The organism is Bradyrhizobium sp. MI1.10 (assembly GCF_055811035.1).
Genome location: NZ_JBVVPN010000003.1, coordinates 139,462 through 158,240, shown reverse-complemented (window position 1 = coordinate 158,240; position 18,779 = coordinate 139,462). Strand labels below are relative to the sequence as shown.

Genomic DNA, 18,779 nt, shown 5'->3' with positions numbered 1-18,779 from the left:
AATGTGGCGCATCGATCACCCGGATTGCTTCCGATGCGCATCTACGGACCGAACGGCACCACGCTTGGAACGCCGGCCAGCCAGGCCAGGCGGACGAGCTCCGGCACCTTCGTGCTACCCGACACCTCGTCGGCGCCGGAGACGCGGGGCGCCGCCGCACCGAAGGCCGCCGCCAACATCGACGGGCTGCTCGCGCTGCAAGGCATCGAGGAGGATCCCGTCGAGCGTCGCAAGCGCTCGGTCGTGCGCGGAAAGACCGCGCTCGACGTGCTCGACGATCTCAAGATGGGACTTCTCTCCGGCAAGCTCGACGCCTCGACCGTGATGCGGCTGCGTGACGCTGCGGCGAACCTGAAATCGTCCTCCGGCGACGCCGGCCTGGATTCGGTGCTGTCCGAGATCGAGCTGCGCGTCGAGGTCGAGCTCGCCAAGGCCGGGCAGGCCTAGCGTCTTACGCCGCTTCATCCTTCAACTGCACGTCATAACGGCGCTGAGCGGCGAGCACGTCTTTCAGATTCTGTTCGGCCCAATCGCGCAGCGGATCGACGGCGGCGGCGAGCGTCACGCCGAGCTGCGTGATCGAATATTCCACGGTCACCGGCACGGTTGCGATGGCGTGACGCTTGATCAATCCGTCGCGCTCGAGCGACTTGAGAACCTGGCTCAGCATCTTCTGCGAAATGCCTTCGATCGTGCGGCGCAACTGATTGAAGCGCATCGGCTTCTCGCGCAGCAGCAGCAGGATCAGCACCGCCCATTTGTCACCGACGCGGTCGAGGATCTGTCGCGTGGGGCAGTTCGCTGCATAGACGTCTGGCTTCATCGTCGGGTCCTCACGATCCATTCCGCTCATTTGCCGGCCGCCGCCGGTTACTCCTGTGTAATCAGGTAAGCACAAAGTGCTCTCTTAACACCAGCGCTCTTTGCGATATCTAGTCACCATTGGTTACTACAGAAGCAAAGGAGCCTTCCATGAAAATCGCAGTTGCCGGCGCCTCGGGCCGGGCCGGGTCGGAGATCACCAAGGAATTGTCCCGCCGCGGGCACGCGGTTACGGCCATCGCCCGCAACCCCGAGAAGATCGCGGCCCTGCCGAACGTCACCCCCACCAAGGGGGACGTGCTCGACCAGTCAGGCCTTGCCAAGCTGTGGGCCGGGCACGACGTCGCCGTGAGTTCCGTGCACTTCCTGGCCAGCGACGCGCTCAAGCTGATCGGCGCGGCCAAGGATTCGAAGGTCGGTCGTTACCTCGTCGTCGGCGGTGCCGGCAGCCTGGAGGTCGCTCCGGGCGTCAAACTGGTGATAACTCCCGGCTTTCCGGCTCAGTACAAGGCTGAGGCGGAGGCGGGTTCGGCCTTTCTCGACCTGCTGCGGCAGGAAAAGGAGCTGAACTGGACCTTCATCTCGCCGTCCGCCCTGTTCGTCGAGGGAGAGCGCACCGGCAAGTTCCGGCTTGGGACCGATCAGCTTCTCGCAGATGCGAACGGAAAGAGCTGGATCAGTTTCGCGGATTACGCCATCGCGCTCGCCGACGAGATCGAGCGGCCGGCCCATGAGAGGCAGCGTTTCACGGTCGGCTACTAGGCCATCGGCCGCCCCCGGGTCCTCCAGGATAAACCTTTCCTGTGCAAGGGCTTGGGGGCGCCGGTCGGGCGATCAGGGAAACATTGTCTGTCACAGGAGGCCGCTATATAACGCCCCGCTCAGCGGACCCCGTCCGCGTACGAGTCGTTGCTTAGACAGATAGGCCGCCCTTGGAAAAGTTGAAAAACTACCGACCGACCGAAAAAGAGCCTTTCATGAACGACAGGCAGAAGGAGTACTTCCGCCTGAAGCTCCTCGCCTGGAAGGATGAGATCCTCAAAGAGTCCAAACTCACCCTGCAGGCCCTGCAGGAGGAGAACGTGAACCACCCCGATCTCGCCGATCGGGCATCGTCCGAAACCGACCGCGCCATCGAACTCCGTGCCCGCGACCGCCAGCGCAAGTTGATCGCCAAGATCGACGCCGCGCTCCAGCGTATCGAGGACAACACCTACGGCTATTGCGAGGACACCGGCGAGCCGATCTCGTTGAAGCGGCTCGAGGCCCGTCCCATCGCGACGCTCTCGGTGGAGGCGCAGGAGCGCCACGAGAAACGCGAGAAGGTCTATCGCGACGAATAGAGTCCGAGCCGCAGCGATGCGGCTCTTTGTTTTTGAACGCAAGGCGCGCCTTTTCGCGCCGTGATCAGCATTTTGCCTGTCGCTTGCAACCGCGCCCTTCGGCGCGCGAGCGCAATCGCGAAAAGTGAATCGCGATCAATGGGCTAGACTCAACTCCTCCGAGCTCACGTGAGTTCGGATGAGAAACAGCCTTCACTTCAGGTGCGGGAGGTTTTGCGAGTCGCATCAAGGATATCGACCCGAATGCTGAGGCACTGATCCAGCAGCTTCACGCATTGCTGCAATCAGGCCTGATGCGACGCTGCAAGGCGTGCATCCCCATAAAGCCCGGACCAGCTCAATATTTCCTTAAACGCCGGCGCAGCCCGTGCGGCTTGCCATGATGTGGCCGATCAGCGTCCGCAGCTTATTCCAGCTCGGGCTGGCAGTGACGTGCGGCCGCACGGCCCCCTGCGCTTGTCACGCCCCGGCGGGGATGCTGAAGTACCGCCCTCGATTGTGGTGTGTAGGAGCCGGCGCCGATGGACACAATTCTCGCAGCCGCAAAGGCGATCGCGCTGGCGCGCCGCAACCATGCACCCCTCGCAGTGCTCGAAGTTCCTCCCGCCGATGAAGCCGAGGGCTATCAGGTCCAGCGCGCGCTGCACGATCTGCTGCTGCCGCATGTCGGCCCGCTGGTCGGCTACAAGATCGGCTGCACCAGCCAGGTGATGCAGGATTACATCGGCATTCCACACCCATGCGGCGGCGGCGTGTTCCAGAAGGGCGTGCACGACAGCGGCGTGCAGCTCGCGGCTGCCGACTATGTCCGCGTCGGCGTCGAATGCGAGATCGCGGTGCGGCTGAAGCGCAATCTCGCCGCCGGCGAGGCGCCGTTCACGGCCGAATGGGTCGGCGAAGCCGTCGAGGCCTATCATCCCGCGATCGAGATCGTCGACGACCGCTACGTGAAGTGGGAAACGATGGGGGCGCCGACGCTGATCGCCGACGATTTCTTCGCCGCCGGCTGCGTGCTGGGTGAGGTCGTGCCGCGCTCGTCGGTGCCGGACCTGAAGGCCGTCAAAGGCCGCGCCATCGTCAACGGCGAAGAGGTCAGCCACGGCACCGGCGCCGACGTGCTCGGCCATCCCCACAACGCACTCGCCTGGCTCGCCAACCATCTCGCCGCCGAGGGCAAGGGTCTGCACGCGGGACAGCTCGTGCTGACGGGGAGCCTGGTCAAGACGCTGTGGCTGAAAGCCGGCGACAAGGTGCGGATGGAACTGGACGGGCTGGGTGTGGTGGAGGCGGAGTTTACGTGAGGGCGCCGCGGGCACTGCGTCGTCATTCCCCGCGAAGGCGGGGAATCCAGTACGCCGCGGCTTCTCGGTTCATCACCGACGTCTCGAAATACTGGATCGCCCGCCTGCGCGGGCGATGACAGTTGAGAGGGCGGACAGGGGGAGCGGCGTCGCTGCAATCGCGCGTGCCCGACGCGCTGTACGCAGCCGCACCATCGCCAAAATACATGCGGCCCTCGCCAGGGGAGCTAGCGAGGGCCGCGTCGTACATCGTCGTCCGCGCCTAGGTTCGCGAACACGATGTGGGAGCTCGGGAGAAGCTAGAAGGGTAGCAGCACGTCCATGACTTGCTGGCCGTAGCGCGGTTGCTGCACGTCCATGATCTGGCCGCGGCCGCCGTAGGCGATGCGGGCCTGCGCGATCTTGGTGGAATCGATCGTGTTGTCGCTCTGGATGTCTTCGGGACGGACGATGCCGGCGACGATGAGCTCGCGGATTTCGTAGTTGACGCGGATCTCCTGCTTGCCTTCGACCACGAGGTTGCCGTTGGGCAGGACCTGGGTGACGACGGCCGCGACGTTGGTCTGCAACGCTTCCTTGCGGTCCACGCTTCCTTTGCCCTCGCTGGACGCGGTCGAGTCGGCGGTGAGGATGCGGCCGGGCAACACCTTCTGCGCTTGGGCGCCCAATGTCTTGGCGCCGATGAAGTCGGTGATTCCGGAATCTTCCTTGTTGGTGCGGCTGCGCTGGGTGTCGTTTTCGATATTTGCCTTGTCGGTGATGTTCACGGCCACCGTCAGGAGATCGCCGACCTGATGGGCGCGCTGGTCCTTGAAGAAGGCACGGCTGCCGTTGCGCCACAGCGAGTTCGGATTGTAGGAGGCGACTTCCGGCTTCGGCATCGGCATCTGCACCGGCTTGTAGCCGGGCTGCGTCGTCGGATTGTCGATCGCCGACAATTTCGGCTGCTCGCCGATCTGCGACAAACGGTCGATCGAGGAGCAGCCGCTCGCCAACGCGCAAGTCGCCAGCAGCAGGGCGGAGATCGCGATGCGACGAAGAGGAAAAGCCGAACTGAACGTGGACATGACTTACTCTGACTTGGCTGGAGCTTGCGAGACGCGAACTTGCGGGATCTGGGCTTGTGCGATCTGGGCCGGGGATGCCGGGGTCTGGACCAGGTTCCGGACGAGGGCTGCGGTATCGACGGGGGCGGGCGCCTCGTCGCGCTTGAGCGAGGAGGTCTGCTCGACCGCGGCCGGCATTGGCGCGGCCTGGCTGGCGCCCTGGACTGTCACCTGGCCGCGGCCGGTGACGACGCCGCTCAGCGTGCGCTTGGTCTGCAGATTGAGCACGCTGATGGTGTCGCCCTCGGCGCCGCTCTCGATCGCCTTGCCGCGCGTGGTGAGGTAGATTCCGGGGACCTGGTAGATGACGGTGACGTTCTGGTCGCGCTGCACGAAGTCGGGCTTGACGATGTCGGCGACGCGGATGGGAGTGCCCGCCCGCATCGGCCGGCGGAGTTGCATGCCGAGCGTGCGATCGCGCGAGGCGGCCTCACCGGTGACCTCGGCCTTCGGCCGGCGCTCCATGGCGACGTCGGACGCCTTCAGGAGATCGACGCGATCGATATCGCGCGTCAGCACGGCCACTTCCACCGTCTCGATCGCGGTGCCGGTGAAACGCAGCTTGGTCGGTGCCGGATTGTTGTCGTTGTTGATCTCGAAGGCGATGTCGAAACGCCCGCTGCGGGCGTCGTAGCGGGTTGCCACCGGCTGCAGCACGCCGGTATTGGAGGCATCCAACCGCATGTCGGCAATGCCGCGGTCGAACGTGACGGTGATGTTGGCAGCATCGCCAAGTCCAAAGCGGCGCTCGAGCGCTGAGGCGACCGCGGTTTCGAGGTCCTTGTTCACGAGCGTGCGGGCGAGACGGGTGACCTGGACCTCCTTGATGTCGCCGGTCATCACGCCGATCACCTGCTTTGCGCGCAACACCGCCAGCACCTGGGCGACCGGCAGCGCACCAGTGGTGCCGAGATCGGGCGAGCGGTAGACCGGGATCAGCGCGGCCGAGCCGGCATTGTCGATGAGATCGCCGACCCGCACCACGTCCGAGGTCACGGTGATGCTCGCGCGCAGCGTCGGCGTCGCGATGAAATCGTCGGCGGCCCGTGCGGGCAGCGCCAGCACGAGGAGAGCGGAGATCGTGGCGAGGGTGGTGCGGATCATCGTCATCACCTCAGCGGAACAACGCCGTGGTCGACTGCATCATCTGGTCGGCGGCGCTGATCACCTTGGCGTTCATCTCGTAGGCGCGCTGGGCGGCGATCAGGTCGCTCATCTCCGAGACGACGTCGACATTGGCTTGCTCGAGGCTGCTCTGCGTGATGTTGCCGAAACCTTCGGAGCTCGCGGTACCGTCCTGCGGCGGGCCGGAGGAGGGCGTCTCGGTGAACTGATTGTTGCCGACCGGCTGGAGGCCCGCCTTGTTGATGAATCGGGTCAGGCCGATCTGGCCCTGGACGGCCGAGGTCGAGGAACCTGGCAGCGTCACGGAGACCTGGCCCTGCACGTTGATGGTGAGGCCCGAAGCGTTGTTCGGGATCGTGATCGTCGGTTGTACCGGGTTGCCCTGCGCGGTGACGATGCGCCCCTGATTGTCCATCTGGAAGGTGCCGTCGCGGGTGTACTGGTAGCTGCCGTCGGGCATCAGGATCTTGAAGAAGCCTTCGCCCGTGATGGCCATGTCGAGGTCGTTGCCGGTCTGCGACAGCGTGCCCTGGGTCATGCTGCGCGGCGTGCCGACGGTCTTGACGCCGCCGCCGATGTCGACGCCGACCGGCAGGATGGTGCCCTGGTCGGACGATTGGGCGCCGACGCGGCGGACGTGTTCGTAGATCAGGTCCTGGAACGCCGCGGTCTGCTTCTTGAAGCCGGTGGTGCGCAGGTTCGCGATGTTGTTGGAGATCACCTGAACGTTGAGTTCCTGTGCCGCCATTCCGGTTGCTGCGGTGTGAAGCGCCTGCATGTCAGTTCTCCCTCAATCAGGCCGGAACGTCGGCGAGCTTCTCGATCGCCGACTTGTGCATGTCACTCTGCTGCTGGAGCAGGTTGGCGATGGCGGTGTAGCTGCGCATGACTTCGACCATGCGGCTCATCTCACCGACCGAGTTCACGTTCGACTTCTCGACGTAGCCCTGCTGCACGGTCGACTTGGTGTCGGCCTGCGGAGCCGCGGAGCCGATGTTGTAAAGGTTGGCGCCGAGCTTGGTCAGCTTGGCCGGATCGTCGAACGAGGCCATGCGGATCTTGCCGCGGATCGAGTCGTTCTTGGCCGTGCCCTCGAGCACCGTGACGGTGCCGTCCGGCGCGACGTTGATGTCGTGGTCGGTCGGCTGGAAGGTGATCGGGCCGCTGGTGCCCAGCACGAGGTTGCCGTCGGAGGTGACGAGCTGGCCGGTGTTGTTGAGCGAGAATTTGCCGTCGCGGGTGTAGCGCTCGGCGCCATTGGCCTGAACCGCGAAATAGGCGTTGCCGCTGATCGCCATGTCGAGCGGATTCTTGGTCGGCTCCATCGGCCCCTGGCCGACGTCGCGGAAGGTGCCGCGGTCCTGCACATAGGAGACCCGGCGGTCGGAGGCGACGAAATTGTCCTCACGCGCGTTCGAGTTGAGGTACTCCTCGAACAGCGAATGGTCGGCCTTGAAGCCGTTGGTGTTGGCGTTGGCGACGTTGTTGGCGATGACATCCATCTGCCGTTCCAACGTCATCTGTCGCGACAAGCCGATCAGAAGCGCGTTCTGCATCGGAAATCTCCCCTGAGTGAGATCTGCCAGCTCGCTCTCCCAAGCGTCTTGGCCGATCCCGTGAACGAGACCTCGGGTTCTCCCAAACCCTGGGTCTCGATCCTTTCTCAGCGAAACTCGTGCCAAGCTGGAAAATTGTGTTGTTTCAGTCTCTTGTCTGTTTTTCGAGGGCGCGGGGAGGCGGCAGAAAGGGTCTGTTAGCCATGTTTGCCCGGCAGATTTTTCCTAGTGAAGGCCCAATCGAAAGGTTCCGTTAACCATTATTACCGTAGCGTTTGCGCGTAAGAGGAGCACTGCGCTGGGGCATTTGTATCGCGTCACTGTCTGCCAGGAGCTTCGCTCTTTCGACCCATTTGAGAGATGAGCGAGCGCGGCGATCATGGCAGAGAATGAAGCGGAAGGCGGCGGAGCCGCTGAGGGCGCGGAAGCCGCTCCGCCCAAGAACAAGTTCAAGCTGATGATCATGGTGGTGGGCCTGCTCGCCGTTCTCGGCGGCGGCGCCGCGACCTGGTTCTTCTTTTTCCGTCACGGCGACGACGAGCATCACGCCGAGGCGGCGCCTCCGCCGAAGCCGCCGGCTTTTGTTGAGGTTCCCGACATCATGGTCAACCTCGCCGGCGCACCGGGCGAGCGCGTGCAATATCTGAAGCTCAAGATCGTGCTGGAGCTGAAGGAAGAGAAGCAGGTCGAGGCGATCAAGCCGACGATGCCGCGCATCACCGACATCTTCCAGACCTATGCGCGCGAGCTGCGCTCCTCTGACCTCAACGGTTCCGCCGGCATCTTCCGCCTCAAGGAAGAGTTGACCAAGCGCGTCAACGCGGCGGTCGCTCCGGTCCAGGTCAGCGCGGTGCTGTTCAAGGAAGTCGTGATCCAGTGAGCATGACGGGCTAGGGATCATGGCAGGCACCGACCAACCAGACCAGGATGCAATTGCCGCCCAATGGGAGGCCTCGCTCGATTCCGAGGATCCCGCCGAGGCCGCGAAGGCTGCTGCCGAAAACGAACTGTCCGAGACCATGGCCCTGCAATGGGCGGCCATGGTCGAGGATGGCAGCCGCGATCTCGGCGCCGGCAAGAATTCCGGCGAACGGGTGCTGTCGCAGGAGGAGATCGACAACCTCCTCGGCTTCGCGGTCGGCGACGTCACGCTCGACGACCATTCCGGCATTCGCGCCATCATCGATTCGGCGATGGTCTCCTACGAGCGTCTGCCGATGCTCGAAATCGTCTTCGACCGCCTGGTGCGGTTGCTGACGACCTCGTTACGCAATTTCACCTCCGACAACGTCGAAGTCTCGCTCGACCGCATCACCTCGGTGCGCTTCGGCGACTACATGAATTCGATTCCGCTGCCCGCCGTCCTCACCGTCTTCAAGGCCGAAGAGTGGGACAATTTCGGCATGGCCGTGGTCGATTCCAGCCTGATCTACTCGATGATCGACGTGCTGCTCGGCGGCCGCCGCGGCTCGAGCCAGCTGCGCATCGAGGGCCGGCCCTACACCACGATCGAGACGGAGTTGGTCAAGCGGCTGGTCGAAGTCGTCATGACCGATGCCGAACAGGCGTTCCGGCCGCTGTCGCCGGTGACCTTCACCATCGACCGGCTCGAGACCAACCCGCGTTTCGCCGCGATCAGCCGTCCTGCCAACGCCGCGATCCTGGTGCGCCTGCGCATCGACATGGAAGATCGCGGCGGCAACATCGAGCTGTTGCTGCCTTACGCGACCATCGAGCCGATCCGGGGCGTCCTGCTCCAGATGTTCATGGGCGAAAAGTTCGGCCGCGACCAGATCTGGGAAGGCCATTTCGCCACCGAGATCGTCCAGGCTGAGATCTCCGTCGACGCCGTGCTCTACGAAGCCGACATTCCGCTCAAGCAGTTGATGCGGCTGAAGGTCGGCGACACGCTGCCGCTGGACATGCGCGCGGATGCCAACGTCACCGTTCGCTGCGGCGACGTCACCATCACCGAAGGACGCATGGGCCGGGTCGGCGATCGCGTCGCGATACGGGTGACGAAACCCTTGCGCAAGCCAAGTACGACACTTGCGATGTTCGAAAAGGTCGACGAGCAGAACAAGATGATGGAGGCCCCATGAACCACTCCCTAGGAATGGCGATCGAGACGCTGGTGGCTATCCTGCTGATGCTGACCATCGTCTACTGCGTCACGCTCAACAAGCGGCTGACGCGGCTGAAGGCGGACGAGCATTCGCTGAAGGCGGTCATCGGGGAGCTGATCACCGCAACCGAGATCGCCGAGCGCGCGATCGGCGGGCTGAAGCTCGCCGTGCGCGACGTCAACGAGAACCTCGGCAGCCAGCTCGCTGCGGCGACCCAGATGTCCGAGCAGCTCTACAAGCAGCTCGGCGAAGCCGACAACGTGGTGCGGCGCCTGTCCAAGATCGCAATCGCCGCGCGCCCCGTGACGAACGCGGAAATGGTCGCCGCGCCCGCAGCCAAGCCCTCGTCGGCGAAGGCGGTGGCGGCTGCGGCCGAAGCCTTCTCCGAGCGCCGACGATCCAACGGTCTTGCCGCATAAAGTCAGGGTATGAAGTCTTTTCGCAACATCCGCGTCATTCCGATCGTGCTGGTTGCCGTTGCTGGCCTCGCCACGCTGAAGGTCACGGGTCTTGTGATCAATGGCGGCTATGTCTTCGACTACAAGCCGAACCAGGTCAAAAAATCCTGGGCGCAGGAGAATCTGAACTTCCCGGCCAGCCGCGAGGATCCCGATATCACCGGCTCGACCCATGGCGCGCCGAAGGAGGCGCCGAAGCCGGCCGCACCCGACACCAAGTCCGAAGGCGCCGCCGTCAAGGAGGAAGCCCAGTCGCAGATCTCCGCCTCGGAGCGCGCGATCCTGGAACGCTTGCAGTCGCGCCGCCAGGAGATCGAGGCCCGCCAGCGCGAGATCGACATCCGCGAGAGCCTGTTGAAATCCGCCGAGAAGCGCATCGAAAACAAGGTCGAGGAGATGAAGGCGGTAGAAACCCGTATCTCCGCGACACAGGCCGAGCAGAAGGCCGCCGAAGCCCAGCGCATGAAGGGCCTCGTGACCATGTATGAGGGCATGAAGCCCAAGGACGCCGCGCGGGTCTTTGACCGGCTCGAGATGGGCGTGCTGATCGAGATCGCCTCGCAGATCGCGCCGCGAAAAATGTCGGACATCATGGGATTGATGTCCCCGGAGGCCGCCGAGCGGCTGACGGTCGAGATGGCCCGCCGGGCCAATGGCGGCGGCGATCAGTCCGCTTCGGCCGGCGAGCTGCCCAAGATCGACGGCAAGCCGACGCAAAAGCCGAATTGAGGGCTCATACTTAAGAAGTCCTTAATTGCCAAAATCTACAGTCTGGGGCAGGGGCCGGCACCAATGCCGGCGTGGACCGTCGAACCGGAAGAAATGCCGCCAATGGCGCGAGAGGCTGCCGCTGGATTTGTGTCGCGAGCCCGCGCCCTGGCGCGGAGGCTGTCGCGTCATGTCCGCGCGGCGCCGCTGCTGGCAGCCAGCCTGCTGATCGGCTTCACGGCGCCTGTCCGGGCGGCCGATGCTGTCAGGGGCGAGGCGACTTTCTCGGCCAGCGGCGGCTTTGCCCGTCTCGTGATCAAGCTCGGGGAGGACGTCCCCTCCGAGGTGACGACGGCCGGCTCCATTCTCGTCATCCGCTTCGACCGGGCGGTCGACGTGCCCGTCGACCGCATCCCGGAAGGCGCGCCCGACTACGTCAACTCCGCCCGCCGCGATCCCGATGGCGGCGCCATCCGCCTGTCGCTGGCGCGGCGCGTTACCGTCAACACCATGAATGCCGGCGAACGAACCTTCATCGACCTCTTGCCGGAGGGGTGGAAGGGGCCACCGCCGAGCCTGCCGATGGACGTGGTCAAGGAGCTCGCCGAACGCGCGCGCGTTGCCGAACGGGCGCTGCGCGCCCAACGCGCCGCGGCGGAGAGCAAGAAGCGTCCGCAGATCCGCGTGCGCGCCTCGGTGCAGCCGACCTTCGTCCGCTTCGTGTTCGAGATGCCGGACGGCGTCGGCGTATCCTCCGTGCTCAACGAGCAGAAGCTCACGCTCGCCTTCAACGCCAACCTGAATTTCGATCTCGCGGACGCGGTCGTCGCGGCGCCGCCGAACGTCGCCTCGATCAAGCAGAAGGCCGACATCGACCAGACCAGTGTCGAGATCGCGCTGATCGGCGATTCCGACGTGCATTCGTTCCGCGACGAGAAGAACTACGTCGTCGACATCTCCTTCCAGCCTGACAAGAGCAAGATGGCCAATTCGGCCGAGGCTGCGATCGCGCAGGCCAAGCCCGCCGCTCATGGACCGGCGCCTGGGCCCGAAAAACCGGCGGCCGAGAAGCCGAAGGACGCGCAGCGCGAGATCGCGCCGCCGACCTCCGAGGCGATCGCGCGCGAAGCCAGGATCGACGTCAAGCCCGAGGTGAAGGCGGAAGCGCCCGCCGCCATGTCGCCCGCTGAAGCGCCGAAATCGGTGCCGGCTCCTGCGGCCGAAGTTGCACAAGCGCCCAAAGAAATGTCGAAGCCTGCGCCCCCTGCTGCGGAAACTGCGGTCGCCCCTGCCAAGCCGGTCATGGCCGAAGCGCCTCAAGAGGTCGTGAAGGAAGCTGCCAGGGAGCCCGTCAAGGAGCCCGTCAAGGAGCCGGTCAAGGAAGCCGCCAAGGCTGCGTCGGCAGAAGCGCCCGCCGCGCCGCAGCCGACTGGTGCCAGCGTCGATGTGCGCCGCGACAGCGACGGCCTGCGGGTGACCTTCCCGCTTCAGGTCGCAACGCCTGCGGCAGCGTTTCGCCGCGGCGACACCGTCTGGCTGGTGTTCGATACGGCGAAGCCGATCGACGTCGAGGCGATCCGCACCAAGGGCGGTGCGATGATCGGCGAGGTCGGCCGCGTCCCGCTCGAGAAGGGACAGGCGGTGCGCATCCGTCTCACCCGGCCCCTGGTCTATTCGCTGACGAGCGAGGAGGTCGGCAAGCAGACCAACTGGCTCTTGACCCTCGCCGACAAAATCCAGGCGACGCCGCTGCCGCTAATGATCTCGCGCAACATTACCGATCCGGCGCTCGCCAACATCGCGATTCCTTTTGCCAATCCGGGCCTCCTGCACAAGCTTACCGATCCCGATGCCGGCGACACGCTCTATGTCGTCACCGCGCAGCGGCCGGTGCGCGGCTTCATCAAGCGACAGGACCTCGTTGACCTCGCGCTGCTGGAGTCCGCACATGGCATCGCGATCCGGCCGAATTCCGACGAGGTCGGCGTCGAGGTGGGAGCCGACAAGGTCATCCTCGGCAAGAAGGGCGGGCTGACGCTGTCGCCGGTCGACATCTCGGCCGAGCGCGCGCCGACCGCAGTGCGGCCGGTCTTCAGCCCCGAAGCCTGGCGCAAGGGCCAGTCGGAGAACTTCATAGCGCGCCAGAACGAGCTGATCACGGCGATCTCCAACGTCGAGCCGGCGATGCGTTCGCTGCCGCGGCTCGACCTCGCGCAATTCTACATGTCGCGCGCGATGTATCACGAAGCCAAGGCCGTCACCGAATTGATGCTGGCCGATCCCCTCAACAAGGAGGAGAGCGGTGCGCTGATCATGCATGCGATCGCGAGCATCCTGATCGGCCGGCCGGCACAGGGCCTGAAGGACCTCGCCAACCCCGTGATCGGCAACAGTCACGATTCTCAGCTTTGGAAGGCGCTCGCCTATGCGCGCCAGGGCAAATGGGCGGACGCGCGCGAGAAGTTCAAGAACGTCGAATTCGCCATCGCCTCGCTGCCGCTCGACATCCAGCGCATCGTAACGATGGAGGCGATGCGCGCTTCGCTCGAGGTGAAGGATTATGCCGGTGCCTCCAAGCGCCGCAGCGAGCTCGAGGTGGTCGGCGTCTCGCCCGAGGCAGCGCCCGGCTTCGCGGTGCTGCGCGGCCGGCTCGCCGAAGCGCTCGGCCACGACAAGGACGCGCTCGACGACTACAAATTCGCGGTCGGCTCGTCCGACCGGCCGGCCGCGGCCGAGGCCAAGCAGCTCGAAGTCGCGCTGCGGCAGAAGCGCGACGAGATCGGCAAGGAAGACGCGCTGCGCGAGCTCGAAACGCTCGCGATGACCTGGCGCGGCGACTCGATCGAGGTCAAGACGCTCCAGATGTTGTCCCAGATGTTTGCCGAGAACGGGCGCTACCGGGATGCGCTCACCGCGGCGCGTACCGCGACAAAGCTGCAGCCGAACGCGGAAGCCTCGCGCCAGGCGCAGGACCTCGCCTCCGACCTGTTCACGCAGATCTTCCTGGGACCCAAGGGCGACGAGCTGCCGCCGATCGAAGCGCTGGGGATGTTCTACGAGTTCCGCGAGCTGACGCCGATCGGCCGTCGCGGCGACGAACTGATCCGGCGCCTCTCGGACCGGCTCGCCTCGATCGATCTGCTCGACCAGGCCGCCGAGCTCCTGCAATACCAGGTCGACCACCGCCTCGAAGGCGCGGCGCGTGCGCAAGTCGCCGCGCGCCTTTCCATGATCTATCTCGCCAACCGCAGACCCGACATGGCGATCACGACGTTGCGCGCGAGCCGTATCAGCGACCTCTCGGGCGAGCTCAGGCAGCAACGGCTGCTGCTGGAGGCGCGTGCGCAGAGCGACGTCGGCCGCCACGATCTCGCGCTCGACATCGTCTCCAACGTTACAGGACGCGAGGTGCTGCGGCTGCGCTCGGACATCTTCTGGGCGGCGCGGCGCTGGCGTGAATCCGCCGAGCAGATCGAGCTTTATTACGGCGAGCGCTTCCGTGACTTCAAGCCGCTCAACAGTGTGGAGAAAAGCGACATCATCCGCGCGGCTGTCGGTTATGCGCTCGCCGACGACTCGATCGGCATGTCGCGCTTCCGCGAGAAATATGCGCCGCTGATGAGCGAGAGCGCCGATCGGCTCGCCTTCGACATCGCGAGCAAACCGACCGGCGCCTCCAGCGCAGAGTTTGCCGATATCGCGAAGCTGGCTGCCAGTGTCGACACGCTCGACGGCTTCCTGCGCGAGATGAAGCAGCGCTTCCCCGACGCCACCGCCCGCGCGCCGGCCTCTCCGCAGGCCAAGGACGAGTCCGACCACACCGGCTCGTTGCCCACGATTCCCGTCGTGCGGCAGATCAAGATGACGCGGTAGTTTGCAAGATCGTTAGCCAGCAGCACAGCGGATCCGCCACGGCGTCGGTTCTTTGCGCTTTTCAAAATCTCAAAAATGAGATAATGTCGATCCGTGTCCTGGCGGGTTGAAATTCTCGATGAGGCCGCCGCCGCAGAGATTGCGGCTCTGCCGGCCGATATGCAGGCACGTTTTCTGCGGCTCGCAGAGCGCATCGCTTCAGCAGGCTGGAGAGCCTTAGCGAGCCACACGTGAAACATCTAGAGGGGAAGCTCTGGGAACTGCGCTTGGCCGGTCGCTATGGAATTGCCCGCGCATTATACGTTACTGCGATCGGACGCAGAGTGATCGTTGTGCGCGCGTTTGTGAAAAAGACACAGAAGACGCCGCGTTCCGAGATCGAGCTGCGAAGAGCAAAGGACGTCTCATGTCGATCGCTTTTGAGAAGCTGAAGGCGCGTCTGCTCGCCAACCCGAAGGTGAAGGCGGAGTATGACGCGCTGGCGCCCGAGTTCGAGATCGCTGCCGAACTGCTCAGGGCCCGCTTGCGTGCTGGTCTTTCGCAAGCGGAACTCGCGGCTCGGATGGGCACCAGTCAATCTACGATTGCCCGGCTCGAAAATGGCCAGACCCTGCCCAGCACCAAAACGCTTCTGCGCTTCGCGGAGGCGACAGGCAGCAAGATGCATGTGAGGCTTTCGGCAGCGTGATGCAGGTCAATGCGACCTCACCGCATGCTGGTGCTGATTGGCGATCAGTTCAGCAAGCAGCACGACGTGTAGGGGGAGGGCGGGCGCTGCCGTATCGCGCGAAGCGCTGCTGGTCGCCCCATTCTCCGTCATCGCGAGCGCAGCGAAGCAATCCAGCGTCTGTCCGCGGCGGCAGCCTGGATTGCTTCGTCGCAAGAGCTCCTCGCAATGACGGGGAGATAGCGGGGCCAAGTCGAGTGCGGGAGGGATGCAAGGCGGGCTCCGCAGTTCGCCCCTGGGCACGCGCCCGCTAACCTCCGTAACTCTGTACCAGACTCCCTGCCACCAGCGACCAGCCGTCGACGAGCACGAAGAAGATCAGCTTGAACGGCAGCGAGATGGTTGCGGGCGGCAGCATCATCATGCCCATCGACATCAGCACGGACGCGACGACGAGGTCGATGATCAGGAAGGGAAGGAACAGCAGAAAGCCGATCTCGAAGGCACGTTTCAGCTCCGAGATCATGAAGGCGGGGACGAGGATGCGTAAGCCGAGCTCGTCGGGTGTTGCCGGCGGCGGCTCGCCGGAGAGATCCAGGAAGAGCTTGAGGTCCTTCTCGCGCACGTTCTTCTGCATGAAGCCGCGCAGGGGGACGGAGGCGCGCTGAAGCGCGTCTTCGACGCCGAGCTGATTGGCGACCAGCGGACGGATGCCTTCGTCGTAGGATTTTTGCAGGACGGGTCCCATCACGAAGAAGGTGAGGAACATCGCCAGCGCGATGATCACCGAGTTCGGCGGGGCGGTCGCGGTGCCCATCGCTGTGCGCAGCAGCGACAGCACGACTACGATACGCGTGAACGACGTCATCATGATCAGGATCGACGGTGCGATCGAAAGCACCGTCAGCAGCGCGATCAGCTGGATCGCGCGCTCGGTGACGCCGCCACCGCCAGCGCCTCCTCCGCCGAGATTGATGCTGATATCCTGCGCATGCGCCGGCATCGCGAGCGAAGCCGCGCCGATCAGGACAGAAAGAAGAAAAACTCTACGCGGGAGGGCCGGCAGCCTCACGAAGACGGCTTCGGACGGCCGAGCAACGAGGCCATCTCGTCTTCGAGATTTTCAAAGCTGGTCTTTTCCGGAGCCGGCTTTGCGGGAGGGGCCGGGGGAGCCGGCGGCTCGCTGCGGGCCACACGCGGAGGAGCGGCCGGGGGCTCCGGGGCGACCGGAGGGGCAAGCGTCTCGCCGGCGGGGCGGCGGAGTGCTGCTTCGAGTCGCTGCGCCATCTCCGCGAGATTTTGCTCGGCGCTCGATGGCGCCGCAGGAGCGGGCGCCGGCGGCGGAACGGGCGGAGCCTGCGGCACGGGCGGAGGTGGTGCGGCGACGCGCTCGGCGCGCACTGGCGGCGCCTTCACCGGCTCGCTCTGGCGCGGCGGACGCGGCATCAGAGGGGGTTCGTTGCGCGCAACGCGCGGCGGAACAGGTTCGGGACGAAGCTCGCGCTCGGGGCGCGGCGCGATCGGCTCGGAGGTGAAGCCGGCCAGTGGCGGCTCGTTGCGGCGTTCGGCCAGCGCAGGAGCGGGCCGGCGCACTTCGTCGGCAAAGGAGGGGCGCGCGGGCCGCGGTGGCGGCTCGGGCATTTGCGGCTCGGGATGATCGAGCAGCTCGGGCCGCGGTACTTCGTCGGCCCAGCTGCTGCTATCAGGCATCGGCGCGAGACGCGGCGGCTCGGCAGCATTGGAGCGCTGCGGGAGCTGGTCGCGGCCGGGCGCTGCGCGCACGATGTTGGGTTCGACGACGATGTCCGTGGGGCCGCCGATCATCAGAAGATGCTCGACATTGTCACGCCGGACCAGCACCAGACGGCGGCGGCCGTCGACTGCGGCGGCATCGATCACGGCGAGCCGGGGCATCCGGCCGCGCTGGGTGTTGGCGCCGAGCCGGCTGGTGGCGAATCGGCGAACCAGCCATGCAGCGACGCCGATCAACGCCAGAACGACGATGAACGCGACGATGAAGGTGATAGGACTGCCTTGCATACTTGTCCCCGACAAATGGCGCTTGTCTCGGGCCCGTGGTCAGATGCGCCAACCACTGGCTTACGTTGCCCCAAACTGCGATTTCTTAACGTCCCACGGCAAGTTTTGCCGTCCCCAACTCTTAATAACCCATGAATCGCTCGATCCAAAACGACTTCTTGGCCTGTGCATGCGCCGCCAAGCGGTTGGGTTAATGCCGCTTTTGGAGGGGTAGAATCACGGGGCGTGCGCATTCGTGTCCCGGCGGGGGACAACTGCCTGCGACCTCCTTAACCAGCTGTTAACCATACAGGCGGCAAATTCTGCCTAGCTTCGGACCCATGGGTCCTGCGAGGCGGAAGGAGCCGCAACGATGTCCATCAACGATCTTCCGGTGCTATCGGCGCTTCGCACCAAGATGCAATGGCACCAGGAGCGCCAGCGCGTCCTTTCCGAGAACGTCTCCAATTCCGACACCCCCAAATTCCGGCCGCGCGACCTGGTCGAGCCGAAGCTGGACAAGAGCGGTGCCGTCACGGGTTCGATGGGCCCCTTGGCGCTCACCCGCACCAGCGGTTCCCACATGGCGCCGTCAGGCGCGGCCTCCGGATTCGACCAGAACAAGAATGCGGGTTTTGAGACCCGCCCCGCGGGCAACGCCGTCAATCTCGAAGAGGAGATGATGAAGGCCGCCAGCAACCAGATGGATTATGCGGCGGTGACCTCGCTCTATTCGAAGAGCCTGCATCTGCTCAAGACCGCGATCGGCAAAGGCTAGAGCTAGAGGAAGCGCATCATGGCGAATGACAGCAGCGACTTTGCCCGCTCGATGGCGATCGCGACCTCCGGTCTGCGGGCGCAGGCCGGGCGCATGCGGGTGATCTCGGAGAACATCGCAAATGCGGATTCGACGTCGCAGACCGCCGGCGGCGATCCTTACCGGCGCAAGGTGCCGACCTTCTCCTCGGCGCTCGACCGTACACTCGACGCGCAGGTCGTCACCCTCGGCAGGATCAAGCCCGACCAGTCCAATTTCCGCACCAAATACGAGCCGAACAATCCGGCGGCGGATGCGACCGGTAACGTCAAATATCCGAACGTAAACTCGGTGGTCGAGATGACCGACATGCGCGACGCGCAGCGGTCGTACGAGGCCAATCTCAACATCATCAGCGCGACACGCCGGATGATCCAGCGCACCCTCGACATCCTCAAGAGCTGAACAGGACATTTGAACCATGGCAACACCGACAATTGCCGCCAACGCCTATGCAAACCTCGCTCGCGTGCTGGAGAACAGCGGTGCCGGCAAGGGCAACGAGCCGAGCGGGCAGTCCTTCGCCTCTCTTCTGAAAGACACTGTCGGCAGCGTCCTGGAGTCTGGTCGAAAATCCGATGCGCAGACGGTGGCGATGGCTGCCGGCAAGGCCAATGTGATGGACGTGGTGACGGCGGTCGCAGACACCGACGTCGCCGTGTCGACGCTGGTCTCGGTCCGCGACCGTGTGATCGCGGCCTATGAAGACATCATGAAGATGCCGATCTGATTTTTGGCGCTCGCGCCCGCCCCAACCGTCATTTGGCGCCCCCCCCACCCAAAACCACGGGTTTCGCAACCGCCGAGATGGTTTGGTTGGGAACCGCGGCCATAGCGGGGGGTTGGCCTTGGACAGCC

Annotated in this window: 21 protein-coding genes; 14 read left to right on the top strand and 7 right to left on the bottom strand. The window is 64.7% G+C overall.

Annotated features, from left to right (window positions below; translation table 11 throughout):
* The first annotated feature begins 33 nt into the window (after window positions 1-33).
* The gene (locus AC0L3K_RS04990) at window positions 34-447 is read left to right on the top strand and encodes a flagellar assembly protein FliX (RefSeq protein WP_354128036.1); all 414 of its coding nucleotides are present in this window, start codon (window positions 34-36) and stop codon (window positions 445-447) included.
* Between the two features lie 4 nt (window positions 448-451).
* Here AC0L3K_RS04990 and AC0L3K_RS04985 read toward each other — a convergent pair whose 3' ends face one another.
* Window positions 452-823, bottom strand: coding sequence for a winged helix-turn-helix transcriptional regulator (locus tag AC0L3K_RS04985; protein ID WP_354128037.1), 372 nt, complete (start codon window positions 821-823; stop codon window positions 452-454).
* A 149-nt stretch (window positions 824-972) separates the two neighbouring features.
* Here AC0L3K_RS04985 and AC0L3K_RS04980 point away from each other — a divergent pair, with 149 nt between their 5' ends.
* From AC0L3K_RS04980 to AC0L3K_RS04970, 3 genes are all read left to right on the top strand, one after another.
* Window positions 973-1,584 carry an NAD(P)-dependent oxidoreductase gene (locus tag AC0L3K_RS04980; protein WP_354128038.1) on the top strand — a complete coding sequence of 204 codons (612 nt, stop codon included), beginning with the start codon at window positions 973-975 and terminating at the stop codon, window positions 1,582-1,584.
* 215 nt (window positions 1,585-1,799) lie between these two features.
* On the top strand, window positions 1,800-2,165 hold the full coding sequence (gene dksA / locus AC0L3K_RS04975; protein WP_008554760.1) for an RNA polymerase-binding protein DksA: 366 nt from the start codon (window positions 1,800-1,802) through the stop codon (window positions 2,163-2,165).
* A 521-nt stretch (window positions 2,166-2,686) separates the two neighbouring features.
* Window positions 2,687-3,466 (top strand): 2-keto-4-pentenoate hydratase, encoded by a 780-nt coding sequence (locus tag AC0L3K_RS04970; protein ID WP_007602125.1) that lies wholly within the window; start codon window positions 2,687-2,689, stop codon window positions 3,464-3,466.
* 299 nt (window positions 3,467-3,765) lie between these two features.
* On the opposite strand, the gene flgH is transcribed toward AC0L3K_RS04970, so the two are convergent.
* Genes flgH through flgF form a run of 4 tightly spaced genes read right to left on the bottom strand, consistent with a single transcriptional unit; the run spans window position 3,766 to window position 7,253 of the window.
* Entirely contained in the window at window positions 3,766-4,533 is a 768-nt protein-coding gene (gene flgH, locus AC0L3K_RS04965; RefSeq protein WP_007602129.1) for a flagellar basal body L-ring protein FlgH, read from the bottom strand.
* Between the two features lie 3 nt (window positions 4,534-4,536).
* Window positions 4,537-5,676 carry a flagellar basal body P-ring formation chaperone FlgA gene (flgA, locus tag AC0L3K_RS04960; RefSeq protein WP_007602130.1) on the bottom strand — a complete coding sequence of 380 codons (1,140 nt, stop codon included), beginning with the start codon at window positions 5,674-5,676 and terminating at the stop codon, window positions 4,537-4,539.
* A 10-nt stretch (window positions 5,677-5,686) separates the two neighbouring features.
* A complete protein-coding gene (flgG, locus tag AC0L3K_RS04955) occupies window positions 5,687-6,475 on the bottom strand; it encodes a flagellar basal-body rod protein FlgG (RefSeq protein WP_007602131.1) in 789 nt (262 codons plus the stop codon).
* 16 nt (window positions 6,476-6,491) lie between these two features.
* The gene (gene flgF / locus AC0L3K_RS04950; protein WP_007602132.1) at window positions 6,492-7,253 is read right to left on the bottom strand and encodes a flagellar basal-body rod protein FlgF; all 762 of its coding nucleotides are present in this window, start codon (window positions 7,251-7,253) and stop codon (window positions 6,492-6,494) included.
* A 379-nt stretch (window positions 7,254-7,632) separates the two neighbouring features.
* On the opposite strand from flgF, the gene fliL reads away from it, so the two are divergent.
* The 7 genes from fliL to AC0L3K_RS04915 all read left to right on the top strand — a co-directional run bounded on the left by fliL (window position 7,633) and on the right by AC0L3K_RS04915 (window position 15,106).
* Entirely contained in the window at window positions 7,633-8,133 is a 501-nt protein-coding gene (gene fliL, locus AC0L3K_RS04945; RefSeq protein WP_007602133.1) for a flagellar basal body-associated protein FliL, read from the top strand.
* Window positions 8,134-8,152: 19 nt separating this feature from the next.
* Window positions 8,153-9,355 (top strand): flagellar motor switch protein FliM, encoded by a 1,203-nt coding sequence (gene fliM, locus AC0L3K_RS04940; RefSeq protein ID WP_007602134.1) that lies wholly within the window; start codon window positions 8,153-8,155, stop codon window positions 9,353-9,355.
* Window positions 9,352-9,798, top strand: a complete 447-nt coding sequence (locus AC0L3K_RS04935; protein WP_007602137.1) for a DUF6468 domain-containing protein — start codon at window positions 9,352-9,354, stop codon at window positions 9,796-9,798. The genes fliM and AC0L3K_RS04935 overlap by 4 nt, the downstream gene beginning before the upstream one ends.
* A 9-nt stretch (window positions 9,799-9,807) precedes the next feature.
* Window positions 9,808-10,566, top strand: a complete 759-nt coding sequence (locus tag AC0L3K_RS04930; RefSeq protein WP_007602139.1) for a MotE family protein — start codon at window positions 9,808-9,810, stop codon at window positions 10,564-10,566.
* Between the two features lie 63 nt (window positions 10,567-10,629).
* Window positions 10,630-14,418 carry a tetratricopeptide repeat protein gene (locus tag AC0L3K_RS04925; protein WP_473365501.1) on the top strand — a complete coding sequence of 1,263 codons (3,789 nt, stop codon included), beginning with the start codon at window positions 10,630-10,632 and terminating at the stop codon, window positions 14,416-14,418.
* 230 nt (window positions 14,419-14,648) lie between these two features.
* Entirely contained in the window at window positions 14,649-14,849 is a 201-nt protein-coding gene (locus tag AC0L3K_RS04920; RefSeq protein WP_311985937.1) for a type II toxin-antitoxin system RelE/ParE family toxin, read from the top strand.
* Window positions 14,825-15,106 (top strand): helix-turn-helix domain-containing protein, encoded by a 282-nt coding sequence (locus AC0L3K_RS04915; RefSeq protein ID WP_007602141.1) that lies wholly within the window; start codon window positions 14,825-14,827, stop codon window positions 15,104-15,106. Before AC0L3K_RS04920 ends, AC0L3K_RS04915 begins: the two co-directional genes overlap by 25 nt.
* Window positions 15,107-15,395: 289 nt before the next feature.
* Here the strand turns inward: AC0L3K_RS04915 and fliP are convergent, their stop codons facing one another.
* Window positions 15,396-16,157 (bottom strand): flagellar type III secretion system pore protein FliP, encoded by a 762-nt coding sequence (gene fliP / locus AC0L3K_RS04910; protein WP_035994574.1) that lies wholly within the window; start codon window positions 16,155-16,157, stop codon window positions 15,396-15,398.
* Window positions 16,154-17,125, bottom strand: a complete 972-nt coding sequence (locus tag AC0L3K_RS04905; protein WP_007602146.1) for a flagellar biosynthetic protein FliO — start codon at window positions 17,123-17,125, stop codon at window positions 16,154-16,156. Before AC0L3K_RS04905 ends, fliP begins: the two co-directional genes overlap by 4 nt.
* Window positions 17,126-17,477: 352 nt before the next feature.
* Here AC0L3K_RS04905 and flgB point away from each other — a divergent pair, with 352 nt between their 5' ends.
* From flgB to fliE, 3 genes are read left to right on the top strand one after another with little or no spacing between them, the layout of a single operon-like run.
* The gene (gene flgB, locus AC0L3K_RS04900) at window positions 17,478-17,882 is read left to right on the top strand and encodes a flagellar basal body rod protein FlgB (protein ID WP_007602147.1); all 405 of its coding nucleotides are present in this window, start codon (window positions 17,478-17,480) and stop codon (window positions 17,880-17,882) included.
* Window positions 17,883-17,900: 18 nt separating this feature from the next.
* Complete coding sequence (flgC, locus tag AC0L3K_RS04895; RefSeq protein WP_007602149.1) at window positions 17,901-18,326, top strand: flagellar basal body rod protein FlgC; 426 nt, start codon at window positions 17,901-17,903, stop codon at window positions 18,324-18,326.
* Between the two features lie 16 nt (window positions 18,327-18,342).
* Window positions 18,343-18,651 carry a flagellar hook-basal body complex protein FliE gene (gene fliE, locus AC0L3K_RS04890; protein ID WP_007602151.1) on the top strand — a complete coding sequence of 103 codons (309 nt, stop codon included), beginning with the start codon at window positions 18,343-18,345 and terminating at the stop codon, window positions 18,649-18,651.
* Window positions 18,652-18,779: the final 128 nt, after the last annotated feature.

Bases quoted from the DNA above. Each gene is read 5' to 3' on its own strand.
- fliL (WP_007602133.1), top strand. From the start codon at position 7,633: ATGGCAGAGAATGAAGCGGAAGGCGGCGGAGCCGCTGAGGGCGCGGAA.
- AC0L3K_RS04935 (WP_007602137.1), top strand. From the start codon at position 9,352: ATGAACCACTCCCTAGGAATGGCGATCGAGACGCTGGTGGCTATCCTG.
- fliE (WP_007602151.1), top strand. From the start codon at position 18,343: ATGGCAACACCGACAATTGCCGCCAACGCCTATGCAAACCTCGCTCGC.
- flgH (WP_007602129.1), bottom strand. From the start codon at position 4,533: ATGTCCACGTTCAGTTCGGCTTTTCCTCTTCGTCGCATCGCGATCTCC.
- AC0L3K_RS04915 (WP_007602141.1), top strand. From the start codon at position 14,825: ATGTCGATCGCTTTTGAGAAGCTGAAGGCGCGTCTGCTCGCCAACCCG.
- AC0L3K_RS04930 (WP_007602139.1), top strand. From the start codon at position 9,808: ATGAAGTCTTTTCGCAACATCCGCGTCATTCCGATCGTGCTGGTTGCC.
- flgB (WP_007602147.1), top strand. From the start codon at position 17,478: ATGTCCATCAACGATCTTCCGGTGCTATCGGCGCTTCGCACCAAGATG.
- AC0L3K_RS04925 (WP_473365501.1), top strand. From the start codon at position 10,630: ATGCCGGCGTGGACCGTCGAACCGGAAGAAATGCCGCCAATGGCGCGA.
- dksA (WP_008554760.1), top strand. From the start codon at position 1,800: ATGAACGACAGGCAGAAGGAGTACTTCCGCCTGAAGCTCCTCGCCTGG.
- fliM (WP_007602134.1), top strand. From the start codon at position 8,153: ATGGCAGGCACCGACCAACCAGACCAGGATGCAATTGCCGCCCAATGG.
- flgG (WP_007602131.1), bottom strand. From the start codon at position 6,475: ATGCAGGCGCTTCACACCGCAGCAACCGGAATGGCGGCACAGGAACTC.
- AC0L3K_RS04990 (WP_354128036.1), top strand. From the start codon at position 34: ATGCGCATCTACGGACCGAACGGCACCACGCTTGGAACGCCGGCCAGC.
- flgF (WP_007602132.1), bottom strand. From the start codon at position 7,253: ATGCAGAACGCGCTTCTGATCGGCTTGTCGCGACAGATGACGTTGGAA.
- flgA (WP_007602130.1), bottom strand. From the start codon at position 5,676: ATGATCCGCACCACCCTCGCCACGATCTCCGCTCTCCTCGTGCTGGCG.
- AC0L3K_RS04985 (WP_354128037.1), bottom strand. From the start codon at position 823: ATGAAGCCAGACGTCTATGCAGCGAACTGCCCCACGCGACAGATCCTC.
- AC0L3K_RS04970 (WP_007602125.1), top strand. From the start codon at position 2,687: ATGGACACAATTCTCGCAGCCGCAAAGGCGATCGCGCTGGCGCGCCGC.
- flgC (WP_007602149.1), top strand. From the start codon at position 17,901: ATGGCGAATGACAGCAGCGACTTTGCCCGCTCGATGGCGATCGCGACC.
- AC0L3K_RS04980 (WP_354128038.1), top strand. From the start codon at position 973: ATGAAAATCGCAGTTGCCGGCGCCTCGGGCCGGGCCGGGTCGGAGATC.
- AC0L3K_RS04905 (WP_007602146.1), bottom strand. From the start codon at position 17,125: ATGCAAGGCAGTCCTATCACCTTCATCGTCGCGTTCATCGTCGTTCTG.